General features: G+C 66.2%; 15 protein-coding genes. 7 read left to right on the top strand and 8 right to left on the bottom strand.

Features of this window, described 5'->3' with window-relative positions:
• Positions 1 to 3: 3 nt before the first annotated feature.
• On the bottom strand, positions 4 to 1,137 hold the full coding sequence (locus KZC52_RS11645; protein WP_247624204.1) for an ATP-binding protein: 1,134 nt from the start codon (positions 1,135 to 1,137) through the stop codon (positions 4 to 6).
• Positions 1,138 to 1,233: 96 nt separating this feature from the next.
• Between KZC52_RS11645 and KZC52_RS11640 the strand changes: the two genes are divergently transcribed.
• The 4 genes from KZC52_RS11640 (at position 1,234) to KZC52_RS11625 (ending at position 4,144) form a co-directional block, all read left to right on the top strand.
• Positions 1,234 to 1,773 carry a 2'-5' RNA ligase family protein gene (locus KZC52_RS11640; RefSeq protein ID WP_247624203.1) on the top strand — a complete coding sequence of 180 codons (540 nt, stop codon included), beginning with the start codon at positions 1,234 to 1,236 and terminating at the stop codon, positions 1,771 to 1,773.
• Positions 1,774 to 1,839: 66 nt separating this feature from the next.
• A complete protein-coding gene (locus KZC52_RS11635; RefSeq protein ID WP_247624202.1) occupies positions 1,840 to 2,250 on the top strand; it encodes a hypothetical protein in 411 nt (136 codons plus the stop codon).
• Between the two features lie 470 nt (positions 2,251 to 2,720).
• Entirely contained in the window at positions 2,721 to 3,410 is a 690-nt protein-coding gene (locus KZC52_RS17585; protein ID WP_247624201.1) for a Pycsar system effector family protein, read from the top strand.
• Between the two features lie 8 nt (positions 3,411 to 3,418).
• Positions 3,419 to 4,144, top strand: coding sequence for an adenylate/guanylate cyclase domain-containing protein (locus KZC52_RS11625; protein ID WP_247624200.1), 726 nt, complete (start codon positions 3,419 to 3,421; stop codon positions 4,142 to 4,144).
• Between the two features lie 39 nt (positions 4,145 to 4,183).
• On the opposite strand, the gene KZC52_RS11620 is transcribed toward KZC52_RS11625, so the two are convergent.
• Positions 4,184 to 5,116, bottom strand: a complete 933-nt coding sequence (locus tag KZC52_RS11620; RefSeq protein ID WP_247624199.1) for a nucleotidyl cyclase domain-containing protein — start codon at positions 5,114 to 5,116, stop codon at positions 4,184 to 4,186.
• Positions 5,117 to 5,298: 182 nt separating this feature from the next.
• Between KZC52_RS11620 and KZC52_RS11615 the strand changes: the two genes are divergently transcribed.
• Positions 5,299 to 5,643 (top strand): hypothetical protein, encoded by a 345-nt coding sequence (locus tag KZC52_RS11615; protein WP_247624198.1) that lies wholly within the window; start codon positions 5,299 to 5,301, stop codon positions 5,641 to 5,643.
• A 448-nt stretch (positions 5,644 to 6,091) separates the two neighbouring features.
• Here KZC52_RS11615 and KZC52_RS11610 read toward each other — a convergent pair whose 3' ends face one another.
• Genes KZC52_RS11610 through KZC52_RS11595 form a run of 4 tightly spaced genes read right to left on the bottom strand, consistent with a single transcriptional unit; the run spans position 6,092 to position 10,683 of the window.
• Positions 6,092 to 7,447, bottom strand: coding sequence for a dihydrolipoamide acetyltransferase family protein (locus KZC52_RS11610; RefSeq protein ID WP_247624197.1), 1,356 nt, complete (start codon positions 7,445 to 7,447; stop codon positions 6,092 to 6,094).
• Between the two features lie 21 nt (positions 7,448 to 7,468).
• On the bottom strand, positions 7,469 to 8,434 hold the full coding sequence (locus KZC52_RS11605) for an alpha-ketoacid dehydrogenase subunit beta (protein WP_247624756.1): 966 nt from the start codon (positions 8,432 to 8,434) through the stop codon (positions 7,469 to 7,471).
• Between the two features lie 11 nt (positions 8,435 to 8,445).
• On the bottom strand, positions 8,446 to 9,573 hold the full coding sequence (locus KZC52_RS11600) for a thiamine pyrophosphate-dependent dehydrogenase E1 component subunit alpha (RefSeq protein WP_247624196.1): 1,128 nt from the start codon (positions 9,571 to 9,573) through the stop codon (positions 8,446 to 8,448).
• 27 nt (positions 9,574 to 9,600) lie between these two features.
• Complete coding sequence (locus KZC52_RS11595; protein WP_247624195.1) at positions 9,601 to 10,683, bottom strand: histidinol-phosphate transaminase; 1,083 nt, start codon at positions 10,681 to 10,683, stop codon at positions 9,601 to 9,603.
• A gap of 87 nt (positions 10,684 to 10,770) precedes the next feature.
• Here KZC52_RS11595 and KZC52_RS11590 point away from each other — a divergent pair, with 87 nt between their 5' ends.
• The gene (locus KZC52_RS11590; protein ID WP_247624194.1) at positions 10,771 to 11,178 is read left to right on the top strand and encodes a phage holin family protein; all 408 of its coding nucleotides are present in this window, start codon (positions 10,771 to 10,773) and stop codon (positions 11,176 to 11,178) included.
• Positions 11,179 to 11,180: 2 nt separating this feature from the next.
• On the opposite strand, the gene KZC52_RS11585 is transcribed toward KZC52_RS11590, so the two are convergent.
• Together KZC52_RS11585 and KZC52_RS11580 are read right to left on the bottom strand one after the other, a co-directional pair.
• The gene (locus KZC52_RS11585) at positions 11,181 to 12,545 is read right to left on the bottom strand and encodes an Mbeg1-like protein (protein WP_247624193.1); all 1,365 of its coding nucleotides are present in this window, start codon (positions 12,543 to 12,545) and stop codon (positions 11,181 to 11,183) included.
• On the bottom strand, positions 12,542 to 12,814 hold the full coding sequence (locus KZC52_RS11580) for a hypothetical protein (protein WP_247624192.1): 273 nt from the start codon (positions 12,812 to 12,814) through the stop codon (positions 12,542 to 12,544). The genes KZC52_RS11585 and KZC52_RS11580 overlap by 4 nt, the downstream gene beginning before the upstream one ends.
• Before the next feature lie 203 nt (positions 12,815 to 13,017).
• Here KZC52_RS11580 and KZC52_RS11575 point away from each other — a divergent pair, with 203 nt between their 5' ends.
• Entirely contained in the window at positions 13,018 to 13,467 is a 450-nt protein-coding gene (locus KZC52_RS11575; RefSeq protein ID WP_247624191.1) for a low molecular weight protein-tyrosine-phosphatase, read from the top strand.
• Positions 13,468 to 13,482 lie beyond the last annotated feature (15 nt).

Genomic DNA, 13,482 nt, shown 5'->3' with positions numbered 1-13,482 from the left:
CGTCTAGCGCTCCTCGAGCACGTACTCTGTGAATCCCGGCAGCGTGAAGGAGAGCCGGCCGTGCTGGTGAGCGTCGATGAGCCCTTTCTGCAGGAGTCGATCTCGGGGTACGGATATCGCCGTCGTCGACAAACCCAGACGATTCGCTAGTTCGTCCCGCCTGACATCGTCTCCGCCGAGTTCGGCCATCGCGATCATCAACTCGCGTTGCTTCGTCGAGGCTGACCGCCATCTTGCGGCGAAGATCGCTCGCATCTTGCGTTCCACGACCGGAATGGCTTGCTCGATGTGCTCTTTGGTGATCCTTGCGCCCTCAGATGGGCTGCTCGCCGCCTCCCATGCTGCCTCACCCATGAGCTGCACCTTATGCGGATAGCCATTGGAGTTCTCGACAGCCTTCGTCAGAGCGTCTTCCGCCCAGATGACCTTCAGATCCTGCGCCGGACGAAGTAGCGCTTCCGTCGATCCTTGCGTGTCGATTCCGAGGAGCGGTTGAAAGTCGAATCGCTCCGCGAACGTGGCCGCGGAAATGATGTGGTCGACAGAACCAGGGAGCCCAGCCATGAACAGTCCGGCGGCGGGCTGCTGCGGGTCGCTCTGAAGCTCCTGCCACGCGTTGGCCAGTGCTCTCAAGCTCGGCTTGTCCGCTGACTGGATCTCATCGATCAGGATGGCTACTCCACCGACCGAGTCGGCAACAGCCTTGAGAACCCGCGTGAACACCCCGCTCGCCGATGCCGCGGCGACGTCGGGCTTCATCGTGATGGATGCTTTCGCCGGCCCACCGCCGAGGGACACCGTCACGCTGTCGATGGCATCGATCAACTCGGCGGTTTTCTGCTGCGGAAGCGGGAGGAGGGACCGCAGCTGGGCGACGAGCGTCGGGAGCAGCGGTTCATCCTGATTTACTGTCGCCCAGACGGTCGCCGCCCCCTTCTGCCGGAAGATCCGTTCACCCTCGCGCAGCAGACTCGTCTTGCCGATACCTCGCGCCGCGTGGTCCACGCGCACACGCGGGACGAAGCGACCCAACATCGCAACATCCTCGGCCCGCTCCGTGTACCAGCGGATCTGGGCCGAACGACCGGGGACAGCTCGTGCGACTTCACCCGGGGTGTAGGGGCTCGGCTGGTTCATGCGGCTCCTCGTGGCTCGGGCTTATAGTTCAGCGAAGTATAAATCCGAGCCACGACATTCGGAGGCGTATGCCTCCCCCGGCGGGATAATCGGGTCATGCAAGAAAGCGAGGCCCGGAGATCCCCGTCGACGATCGAGCTGCTCCTCGACGCCGCTGCCGAAGACTCGGTGCGAGCCGAGTGGGACGCTCTCGCCGCGCTCGGTCTGTCGAGCCTCGCCGGACACACCTCGGCGAGCAATCGACCGCACATCACCCTGGCCGCTCGGACGGAGCTGCCGCCGCTCGACGCGGGCGTCTTCACGGATCTCCCCGCGCTCCCGATCACGCTCGGTGCCCCGGTGCTCTTCGGCACCGGTGAGCGTCGCGTGCTCGTCCGCAGCGTCCTGCCCACCGCAGAACTGCAGCGTTTTCACGCGACTGTCCACACCGCGATCGGCCCGGGAGAGGATGCCCCGCACACCGCCCCGGGCGAGTGGACCCCGCACGTCACCCTCGCCCGCCGACTGCGCCTCGCCGATCTCGAGACCGCGCTCGGCTGCATCGGTGGCGATGTTCACAGCCGCGCTACGAGCGTGCGGCGCTGGGATCCCGCCACCGGAACGACCGCCACGCTCGCGACGCTGCCACAGGGCTAGGGACGATCGGCTCGGCTACGCCCCGTCCGCCTTGTCACTGCGATCCGCCGCCGCCAGGATGGTTCCATGAGACGCGTGCTGGTGGGACTTCTGGCCGGCGGCGCCCTGCTCCTCACCGGCTGCGGAATGAATCAGTCCGCCGCTGACGAGGTCGTCCCCGGCCTCCCCGACGACTGGAGCGGGCCTCAACCCCATCTCATCGCCGCAGAGCCCGTCGCGGGATGGGTCGACGGCGAGGAATCCTTCGGGATCGTGACGTTCGGCAGTTCGAGCTGCCCCCTCGTCGCGGCCTCGGTGTCGGCTGACGACCCCGGCACGGTCACGGTCGATTTCCGGTACTCGTCGAACAACCCGTGCACGGCCGACATGGCGATGACCACGCACGTCTTCACGCTCCCCGAGAACGTCACTCAGCGCCCGGTGGCCGTCGCCTTCGTCCTCGACGGCACAACCGTGCGCATGGAGCTACCGGGCTGAGCCGGGGCCGGTGACGACGTGAGGGTCCCCCGTCGTCACCGGGGCCACCTATCAGTTATTGGACCGTTCTTATCGTGATCCGGATCCATCACATTGATCCAAACAAACATTGAATTCGCTGAAGGGCCTGTCCTGCCGGGATCGTCAAACTATGTGATCCGGTGCAGCATCCCCGGAAACACTGGATCTGGGGCCATAGAAGCGGTCGGCGAACCTTGGGATTTCTCTCCACGAGATCGGTGCATAACGACGGGACGCGAGGTCTGCCCCGTCATTGATCTGCCCGGACTAGCGCAGTTCTCACGTGTGCGGTTTTCAAATACGGGGGCTTAGCGCGAAGAACTTGATACCGCGCGACCTCCCTCCAGAGGCACGAGCTTTGCAGCGCGCTCCCCCGCACCCTCGGCCGAAGCTCGAAGTCCGCGCCGACTAGCTACGCGCCAACCCCCGGCGCCGTATAGCCTGGCGGCGTGCGTAACCCTCTGGACGCCTTCAGGCGACGGTCAACGACCCAGACCTCCGATGCAGTGTTTGCGACGGACGGCGCGACGGAGACACCCGACGTGGTCGCAGCAGTAGTGGCTGTACCCGAGCCGCAGGTCAAAGCGGCGCCTGACCCCAACCCGGAGCATGCGTGGAAAGCCCTGGCTCTCGTCAATGAGTGGATCCGTCACGCCGACGCCAAGGCCGCGGTGACGCTTGCGTTCACAGGCGTGCTCGGCACGATGACTTTCAATCTCGTGAAGGACTTTCAGCACCGAACGTTCTGGTTCGACGCGTTGGTCGTCCTCGCCTGCGTGTTCCTGGTCGCCGCCGGCGCATTGTGTGGCTGGACACTCACGCCTCGGTTCACGGAGAAGCGAAAGAAGAAGAAAAACAGCGTGGATCAAGAGGTAGAGGTCGACGATGTCGTGAATCGTCTCTTCTACGGCAGCATCACCAAGGGTTTCAAGGACAAGCGTCACCAATACAGCGACGTGATGCGTGCGCTCACCGCGGACCCGGTCGAGCTCACCAGGGACCTCTCAGACCAAATTCATACGAACGCGGGGATCGCCACGACGAAGAACTTCTGGGTGAAGTGGGCGATACGTACCGCGCTTCTCGCGGGTGCGGCCGTCACGGCGGTTGCTGTCCTCATCGGAGCCTCCAACGGTTAGGAGTCGTCGTGGACGGCAATTTCAAGCCCTTCGACTACGTCTCGAGCTCGGAGCGGATCAAAGCGATTCTCGGCCAGCCTTCGGGGACCTTCGAGCAAACCAATTCGCTACCGGACCGTGACAAGCTCACTTTCACCAATGGATTCTACGGCAAGAGCTCCGCGATCTTCATCGACATCCGTGGATCCTCCGCCCTCACAACGAAGTACACGCGCCCGACACTGGCCAAGATATACCGGGCGTTCATCTCGGAGATGGTCGCGGTGTTGAACTCCGTGTCATGCGTCCGTGAGGTCAACATCGTGGGCGACTGCGTGTGGGCCGTGTACAACACCCCGTACAAGCCGGACATTAGGAACGTCTTTGAGGCCGCTTGCACTGCGAACACGCTATTGAAGCTGCTCAACCACCACTACGCCAAGTCGGACATCGAGCCGCTGGAGATCGGCATCGGGGTCGACTACGGCCGAACGCTGATGATAAAAGCCGGATTCAGCGGTAGCGGGATCAACGACGTCGTGTACATGGGCGACGTCGTGAACAGTGCAGCACACCTTGCCCACGAAGCAGGCCGAGGCTACAACAAGCCGATCTACGTGGGGAGTGACATCTACGGCAACCTGCCAGAGGCGGACGCGACACTGCTGAGCCTCACATGGCTAGCCAGTCATGGCAATGTGTACGTCGGTGACCTCGTCAAGAAGGACATGGAGGGATGGGTCGAATCGCTCTAGCGACGAGACTCCCCGCGCCTTGGGAGAAGGCCGAAGAGCTCACCGCCGGCGCAGACCGGTGAGGTGCGCCGCTCGCAACTTCCTCCGCTTCTCACGCACCTTCTTCAGCCCGTCAGCGAGCAGGGCGGACTGCCGTGAGTTCTCAGCCACCGCTTTCGCCTCCTCGCGAGAGGTCTCGCCCGAGAGGATGGCATTGCAGAACTCGACGCCGCACTTATTGCACCACACTGAGCGCAAAACCCGCCCGTCGCGGGCGTCGTCTGGCACGTTCTCGATGACGATGTTCTCCCACAGATCGGCGACCTCCGACGATTCCTCGCCGCTGTGGCCGCAGGAAGCGGTCAGATAGTCGTTGTCTTCGATCTCGTCCCACACGTCGCCCGTCACTATCAGCTCACCGGCGTCGGCAGTCTGTGCTGCCTTCACTGCGTAGTTCACGGGCTTTCCCGACCAGATGGGTTCCTGCTCCGCGGGGTTGCGCGGTGTCCCAATTCTCTTGGCCAGCACCCTGCCGCTAGCAACCCCAACCTTGTATCCCGTGGCGGGCGCGTCCGGCCACTTGTCCTGGATCTTGTGCGTCAAGTATTCGCTGAATGTTTTCACAGTGATGGCTGCACAGATCGCTCGCTCGTAACGCGACTCTCCCCAGAAGAGACCGAACGCTCCGTCACCTTGAATCTGGATGAAGTCCGCGTCGAAGTCATGAAGCACACGAACCGCATTGTCGGTCGACGCTTCGTAGATGCTTGCCGTCGAAGCCGCATGCTTGCCCGTGCTCATCTTTGACGACCCCTTCAAGTCGACAGCAACGGCGACGACATCATCTAGGCGATGCCACTCGCGTTTATTGATAGGCAACTTCGTCACATCGAAGCTCTCCGGGCTCTTCACCACTACATCAGGAGTGGAACTCAGTTCCTCGTCGATGTCATCGGCAATCGTCTCCATCAAAGCAGCAAGGTCGACAGTCATGGTTCCTCCCCAGGGACTCAGCAAGTGGTGTGCACTGACTCTTAGACGCTACTGTCAACCACCGACATCGGAGCCGATCTCCACCTCAAGGCCCCCTGGGGTCGATCGGCTTCAGGGCCGGCGTGGCTGAGTCGCGGATTGCCCACGAGAGAGTTCTTCGCAGAGTTGACGCTCGCCTGAGCGTGACTGATGAAGGACTTCGCCGAAGCGAGGCGAACCTCGCCTACGGAAGCGTGTTCCTTATCGGCTGGCAGACCTTCATGACCGTCGTCGTGCCGCTCGGGACATCCGTGATCCTCGCCGCGACCGCCCTGAGCTTCACCTTCGTCTCAGCGCAGGACTACTCACTCCTCAGCATCTTCCCTCTCCCTCAGCATCGCGCTCCTCACGTCTTACGTCCTCGTGTTCGCCTGGTTCATATGTGCCCAAGGCACACTCCGCGAACACCAGCCGTTCGCGACATTGAAGCGCTTCGAGCCAGCGATTACCTGGAGCAGACTCAGCTGACCGAACGCCAGCGAGCTTGAGCGCGAAGGTACCGACCGAACCGACCCGTTCCTCTTCCCGCAATCGAACGACAGCTAGCTCCGGGTGTAGAGATGAGACTCGAGGGCCGACTCCAGTTTCCATATCGTGCGGAGGTCCGGCCACGGCTCCTCCAGCAGGATCTTTCAGATCGTACCTTCACCAAGACCAGCATCCCGAGCGACGAGGAGAACAGACTTTTCGCCGATGGCCACCTGCAAGTTCAGCGTGAACCGACGAGCAGCCTCACCGGCCGGATCAGACGACGGTTGGCTCGGCCACTGCGGAGAGAGCATCGCGGGGGTAGCTCGCACTTCCTTACGTGCCATCTCACAGCCTCCCAACCCGGGATCCCTGTTAACACCGGGATCAACTACGTAGTTGTTGATCAACTTCGCCGAGTTGGTTCGACTTCGATTGGCGAAAAAGCACCTTCACCGGGGCCACCCGTCAGTCGACGAGCAGCGCGGGCTCCTCGAGCACCGATGCGACGTCGGCGATGAAGCGGCTCATGGCGTCGCCGTCGACCACGCGGTGGTCGAAGGATCCGGCGACCGTGGTCACCCAGCGCGGGCGCACCTCGCCGTCGACGACCCAGGGCTTCTGGCTGATCGTGCCCATGGCGAGGATGCCCGCCTGACCGGGGTTGATGATCGGGGTGCCGGCATCCATCCCGAATACACCGATGTTGGTGATCGTGAAGGTGCCGCCCTGCTGGTCGGCGGGCGAGGTCTTGCCGTCGCGGGCCGTGAGGGTGAGGCGGTTCAGGGCGCGGGCGAGGTCCTTCATGCCGAGGTCCTGCGCGTCCTTGATGTTCGGCACGAGCAGGCCGCGAGGAGTCGCAGCCGCGATACCGAGGTTCACGTAGTGGCGCACCGCGATCTCGGCACCGTTCTCGGTCTCGATCCAGGCCGCGTTGATCATCGGGGTGCGACGCAGCGCCCAGATCACGGCGCGCGCCACGATCAGCAGCGGCGACACCTTGATGTCGGCGTACTCGGGCGCAGCTTTGAGGCGCTTAACGAGCTCCATCGTGCGCGTTGCGTCGACGTCCTTCCACACGGTGACGTGCGGGGCCGAGTAGGCGCTCTGCACCATCGCCGAGGAGGTCGCCTTGCGCACGCCCTTCACCGGGATCGACTCGGTGCGCTCGGCATCCGACACCGACACGGATGCCGCGACCGGCGCGACACCGCGGGCGAGACCCACCGGGGCGTTCTGCGGTGCGGGCACGGTCTCCTCGCGCACGGCACCCCACTCCGGGGTCTCGATGTTTCGGAACACGCTCGCCTGCGAGGCGAGCTTCATGACGTCGTCACGGGTGACCTCGCCGTCGGCGCCGCTCGGGGTGACCGTGGTGAGGTCGACGCCGAGGTCGCGGGCGAGCTTGCGGATCGGGGGCTTCGCGATGACGCCCACCGACGAGCGCACCGGGCGCTCGGCGGGGCGCTTGCGACGCGAGGTCGCTCCTCCCCCACTGCCGTAGCCGACGAGAACGGATCCGCCGCCCTCTTCCGCGGCGGGCGCGGCAGCTGCCGGGGCCGGAGCGGCCGGAGCCGCGGCATCCGCCTGCACGAAGGTGATGATCGGGGTGCCGACCTCGACCGTGGCGCCCTCGGCGACGAGCAGCTCGCCGACCGTTCCGGCATGGGGCGAGGGCAGCTCGACGAGCGACTTGGCCGTCTCGATCTCGCAGATGACGTCGTTGATCGCGACCGTGTCGCCGGGCGCGACCTTCCACGTGACGATCTCGGCCTCGGTGAGGCCCTCGCCGACATCGGGAAGGGTGAAGTTCTGCGTGCTCATCTGCGGTCCTTTCGGAACGTCTCAGTAGGCGAGTGAACGGTCGACGGCCTCGAGGATGCGGTCGGCATCCGGGAGGTAGGCGCCCTCGAGCTTGGCGGGCGGGAACGGGGTGTCGAAGCCCGACACCCGCAGCACCGGCGCCTCGAGAGCGTAGAACGCGCGCTCCATGACGGTCGCGGCGACCTCGCTGCCGATGCTGCCGAAGCCCTGGGCCTCCTGCGCGTAGACCATGCGTCCGGTCTTGCGCACCGAGTCGAGGATCGGCGCGTAGTCGATCGGCGAGATCGAGCGCAGATCGACGACCTCGCAGCTCGTGCCCTCCGACTCGGCCAGCGCAGCCGCCTGCAGCAGCGTCGTGACCATCGCGCCGTGTCCGACGAGGGTGACGTCGGAGCCCGCACGCACGACCCGCGAGGAGTGCAGCGGGGCGGCGGATGCCTCGAGCTCGACCTCGCCCTTGGGCCAGTAGCGGCTCTTGGGCTCCATGAAGATCACGGGATCGTTCGAGGCGATCGCCTCCTGGATCATCCAATAGGCGTCGTTCGGCGTCGAGGGCGACACGACCCGCAGGCCCGGGGTGTGCGCGAAATACGCCTCGGGGCTCTCCTGGTGGTGCTCGACCGCGCCGATGTGCCCGCCGTAGGGGATGCGGATCACGATCGGCATGCTCAACGAGCCCTCGTGCCGGTTGGTGAGTTTGGCGAGCTGCGTGGTGATCTGGTCGAAGGCCGGGAACACGAAGCCGTCGAACTGGATCTCGACCACCGGGCGGAACCCGGCCATGGCGAGTCCGATCGCGGTGCCGACGATGCCCGACTCGGCGAGCGGGGTGTCGAGCACGCGCTTGTCGCCGAAGTCGCGCTGCAGGTGCTCGGTCACGCGGAACACACCGCCGAGCTTGCCGATGTCCTCGCCCATGAGCAGGACCTTGGCGTCGTCTTCCATGGCCTTGCGCAGACCGGCGTTCAGAGCCTTGCTGAACGGCATCGTCTCGAGGGTCACTGCGCTCCTCCTTCGAACGACGCTTCGTACTTCGCGAGCCACGCCTTCTGCTCGGCGATCAGCGGGTGCGCCTCGCTGTAGACGTGGTCGAACATCCGGCTGACCGGCGGCGGGCCGAGTTCGACCGTGCGGGCGCGGAGGTCTTCCGCGGCATCCGCGCCTTCGGCGTCGACGTCGGCGAAGAAGGATGCCGCCGCTCCCCGGTTCTCGAGGAACGCGCGCATGCGGGTGATCGGGTCGCGCTGCGCCCACGATTCCTCTTCGTCGTTCCCGCGGTACTTGGTGGGGTCGTCGCTGGTGGTGTGCGCGCCCAGGCGGTAGGTGACCGCCTCGATCGCGCGCGGCCCCTGGCCGGTGCGCGCCTCGTCGAGCGCGGTGCGCGAGACGGCGTAGCTCGCGAGCACGTCGTTGCCGTCGACGCGGACGCTGGGGATGCCGTAGCCGGCGCTGCGCTGCACGAGCGGAACGCGCGACTGCGTCGATACCGGCACCGAGATCGCCCAGTGGTTGTTCTGCAGGAAGAAGACCGTCGGCGACTGGTAGCTGGCGGCGAAGACCATCGCCTCGTGCACGTCGCCCTGGCTGGAGGCGCCGTCGCCGTAGTAGACGATGACCGCTTCGTCGCGGTCGACGTCACCGCTGCCGGAGCGGCCGTCGAACGCCAGGCCCATCGCATAGCCCGTGGCGTGCAGTGCCTGCGACCCGAGCACGAGGGTGTAGAGCCGGGTGTTGCCGTTCTTGGGATCGGCGGGATCCCAGCCGCCGTGCGAGACACCGCGCATCAGCTTGATGATGTCGAGCGGGTCGACGCCACGGATGCGGGTGACGACGTGCTCTCGGTACGACGGGAAGATGGTGTCCTGCGCACGGGCCGCTCGACCCGAGCCGACCTGCGCCGCCTCCTGGCCGCGGCTCGGCGGCCAGAGCGCCAGCTGCCCCTGTCGCTGCAGGTTGGTGGCCTGGGTGTCGATGGCGCGGATGACGACCATGTCGCGGTAGAACTGCTCGAGTTCGGCATCGCTGATCGATTCGATCAGCGACAGGTACCGCTCCGCAGCGGGGGTAGGGGCGAATCGGCCGTCTGCCTCGAGGACGCGGACGATTTCGTTCTCTGACGAGCTCACCGTTCCACGCTATCCGAGGAACGGTGCCTAGGGCTGGAGAGTCCGCACAACGGATTCAGAAACCTGTAGGACCTTGTCCACCGATTCATGCTCTCCGACGGATATGCGGATGCCGTCGCCCGAGAACGGGCGCACGACGATGTCGCCGGCGACGAAAGCCGCGGCGACCTCGTCGGTGCGGTCGCCGGCGGGCAGCCAGACGAAGTTGCCCTGGGAGTCGGGCACCTTCCAGCCCTGGGCGCGGAGCCCGGCGACGAGGCGGGTGCGGCGGGCGACGATCTCGGTGACGCGTTCGAGCAGCTCGGCTTCGGCGTCGAGGCTCGCGATGGCCGCGTTCTCCGCCGCAGCCGTCACGGAGAGGGGTACGCCGGTGACGCGGGCCGAATCGAGCACCTTCTCGTGGCCGATCGCGTAGCCGATGCGGAGGCCGGCGAGTCCGTACGCCTTCGAGAAGGTGCGCAGGACGACGACGTTCGGGTGCCGGTCGAAGATGCGCTCGGCGAGACCGTCGACAGCATCGGGCGCGGTGACGAACTCGGCGTATGCCTCGTCGAGAATGATCAGGACGTCGGCGGGTACCCGCTCGACGAAGGCCGCGAACTCGCCGCTCGTGATGATCGGACCGGTCGGGTTGTTGGGCGTGCAGACGATGATCGCCCGGGTGCGGTCGGTGACGGCATTCGCCATCGCGTCGAGGTCGTGACGCGCGTCGGCGGTGAGCGGGACCGGCACTCCGGTCGCTCCGGAGATGAGCGGCAGGCTCGGGTACGCCTCGAACGACCGCCACGCGTAGATGACCTCGTCGTCGACGGATGCCGTGGCGAGGATCAGCTGATGCAGGATCGACACGCTGCCCGCGGCGACGTGCACCTGGTCGGGCTCGACGCCGTACCGCGCACCGAGGCGCTCGCGCAGCCGCAGCGCCGTGGCGTCGGGGTAACGGTTGATCGGCGTGATGTGCTGCATCGCCTCGACCACCGACGGCAGCGGGTCGAAGGGGTTCTCGTTGCTCGACAGCTTGAACGCATCGGGTCCCGCCTGCTTGCCCTGGCGGTACGGCGCGAGCGCGGCGATGGCGGGGCGGATGCGGGGAAGGATCGGGTCGGTCACGAGGACGAGTCTACGAGTGCTCGAGGGAAGCGCAGCGGACGAGTCCTCCTGACAATCACCACTCCCGCGTGGAAGACTGGGCGGACCATGCGCTTCATCATCCGAGTCGTCGTCAACGCGTTCGCCCTGTGGGTCGTGACGCTGATCCCCGCGCTGCAGGTGAGCATCATCGCGTTCCCTCCGGGCGAGACGCTGCAGCTCGTGCTCACGCTGCTCGCGGTCGCCGCGATCTTCGCGCTCGTGAACACGATCATCGGCACCGTCGTGAAGATCGTCGCGTTCCCGCTGTACATCCTCACCCTCGGGCTCATCGGGTTCGTCATCAACGGCTTCCTGCTGTGGCTGACCGCCTGGATCACGAGCGGCTTCGGCTGGGGGCTCACGGTCGGCCACTTCTGGTGGGGCGTCGTCGCCGCGCTGATCATCTCGATCATCAACGGCATCTTCGGCTTCATCCTGCGCCCGCAGGCGAAGAAGCAGCGCCGCCGCGACTGAGGTCACAGCACGTCCTTCCGTCGCCACCACTCGTCTCCGATGACCGGTGCCGGTGCGGGCGACCCGCCCGGTGCCACCACGTCCTCGGGCAGCACGCGCTCGGCCCGATAGTCGGTCGACGTGACCGAGGCCGCCTGACCGAGTTCGTTCCACAGGCCGTCGAGCCCGTCGACCCGCGGGTCACCCGACTCCTCGACCATCTCGGCGGTCTCGACGTAGGTATCGAGCATGTGCGGTTCGAGCGTGAGATCCTGCAGACCCTCGACCGGATCGCCGACGCGCTCCGCGGTGAAGCTGTCGGGAGAACCGGTCCCGCCGGGGGATCCGCCGCCGGCCAGGGAAGACACGACATCGTCGGTGTGCCGCAACTGCACGAGCGTCTGGTCGTCGTCGAGCGTCGGCTCGACCGGGCTTCCCGCGGTGATCTCCACACCGACGTCGTAGACGTCGTCCATCGCGAGATGCGAGGCGATCGCCCCTCCCTGCGAGTGCCCGACGACATCGACCCGGTCACCCGGTTTCGCGCCCGATGCCTTCAATGCGTCGAGCGTCGCTTGGTAGGAGGCCGACTTCTGTTTCGAGTAGAGCTCGACGTTGGACTTCATGTCCCACGGCTCCTTCCCCCCGCTGAGGAGCGACTGGGTGCCCTTCACATACGCGACGAAGCGGTTCGTCCCATCGGGCATCGTGTACTTCTCCACCCGCACCTGCGCTCCCCCGGAGTTCGGGAACCGCTGGAGGGCCTCCGGCAGCGACGTCGGCGGTGCTTTCGGGGTCGTCGTCGCGACCGGGGTGACGCGCACGGCATCCGCCCTGCCCTGCAGCGTCGTCCCCTTCGGGATCACCCCCTTGCCGAGCAAGGCCGCCGCCATACCGATCCCGCCGAAGAGTCCACCGAACGACGTACCGAACCCGACCTGCGCATCGAGTCCGTCGAACCGGTGCGTGCCCCAGTCCAGAACGAGGGCAGTGACGAGGCCCTGGACCCGGGGATCGGCATCCAGGATCTCGTCGGCCCGTGCGTTCAAGGCAGCCGCCGCAGCGGCATCGCTCGCGGCGAGCGCCTCCGCCTGCGCGCGCAGCTCGACCACCTCGTACGCATCCGCCATGAGCAGCGTCGAGGACGCCGTCGTCTCGGCCGTAAGCCGCAGCTCGTCGAGTCGGGTGCGACTGCGTCCGAGCGCATCGAAGCCGCTCCACGAACGGCAGGCGGCCGATCCCATGAGCAGCGCATAGGCGTTACCCGCAGCGGCCGCACCCTGCGCGAGTGACCCCGCCGCCGCGGCCAACCGCGTGCCGATGTCGCGCAGCACCTCGGTGTCGACCGAGATCGCGCCGCCGTAACGGATGTCGAGGTCGTCGCTCATCCGAGTCCCACCGCTCGCTGCTCCGCCTCGGTCGACTCCAGGATCATCACCTCGAGGGCGACGAGTCCGCGCTGCTCGGCCATCGTCTCGTGCAGCGACCGCAGCCCGTCGGACGACCATTCGGTCTCGTCGACGAGCGGATCGAGCGTCGCCGCTGCGGTCTGCGTGAAGTCGAGGGCGACGCGGAGCTGAGCCCCGGCCTGCTGCCACATCGACAGGTCGTACGGGGTCCACTCATCGGTGGTCGGGAGGGCGATCGAGGAGTACATGCCCACAGCCTGCGCCGCGCGACGACTCGGCGATCACCGTGGGCGCACGAGCGGTGCAGAGCATCGCTCGATCGCGAGCTGTGCAGGATGAGTCCGACCCCGAACTGTGCACGACGGCCCGGGAGCGGCAGAATGGTTCTGTGACATCCCCGGATCCCTTTCGCGTGATCTTCGTGTGCACGGGGAACATCTGCCGATCCCCGATGGCCGAGGTCGTCTTCCGCGACCTCGCCGAGCATCAGGGGCTGGGCTCGCGCATCGTCTCGCGCAGCGCGGGCACGGGCGACTGGCACCTCGGCGAGCGCGCCGACCACCGCACGATCGACTCGCTCGCCCGCCGCGGGTACGACGGATCGCAGCACCGCGCAAAGCAGTTCACCGCGGCATCCTTCCTCGAGAACGACCTCATCGTGGCCCTCGACCGCACGCACGAGCGCATCCTGCGCGAGTGGGCGCGCGACGAGGACCAGGAGGGCAAGGTCACCCTCCTCCTCGGCTTCGACCCCGACGCCTCGACCCATGATGTGCCCGACCCCTACTACGCCGGCCCCGAGATGTTCGATTCGGTGCTCGGTATGATCGAGACGGCGACTCGCGGGCTGTTCCGTCAGCTCGAACCCGCCCTGCGCCAGCCCCGCACGCCCCGCATCTGACGGGCCCGATCAGGA

It is taken from the genome of Microbacterium galbinum, from assembly GCF_023091225.1.
GTDB classification, from domain to species: domain Bacteria; phylum Actinomycetota; class Actinomycetes; order Actinomycetales; family Microbacteriaceae; genus Microbacterium; species Microbacterium galbinum.
The sequence above is the reverse complement of the archived record's forward strand: the minus strand, read 5'-3'. Positions and strand labels throughout refer to the sequence as shown.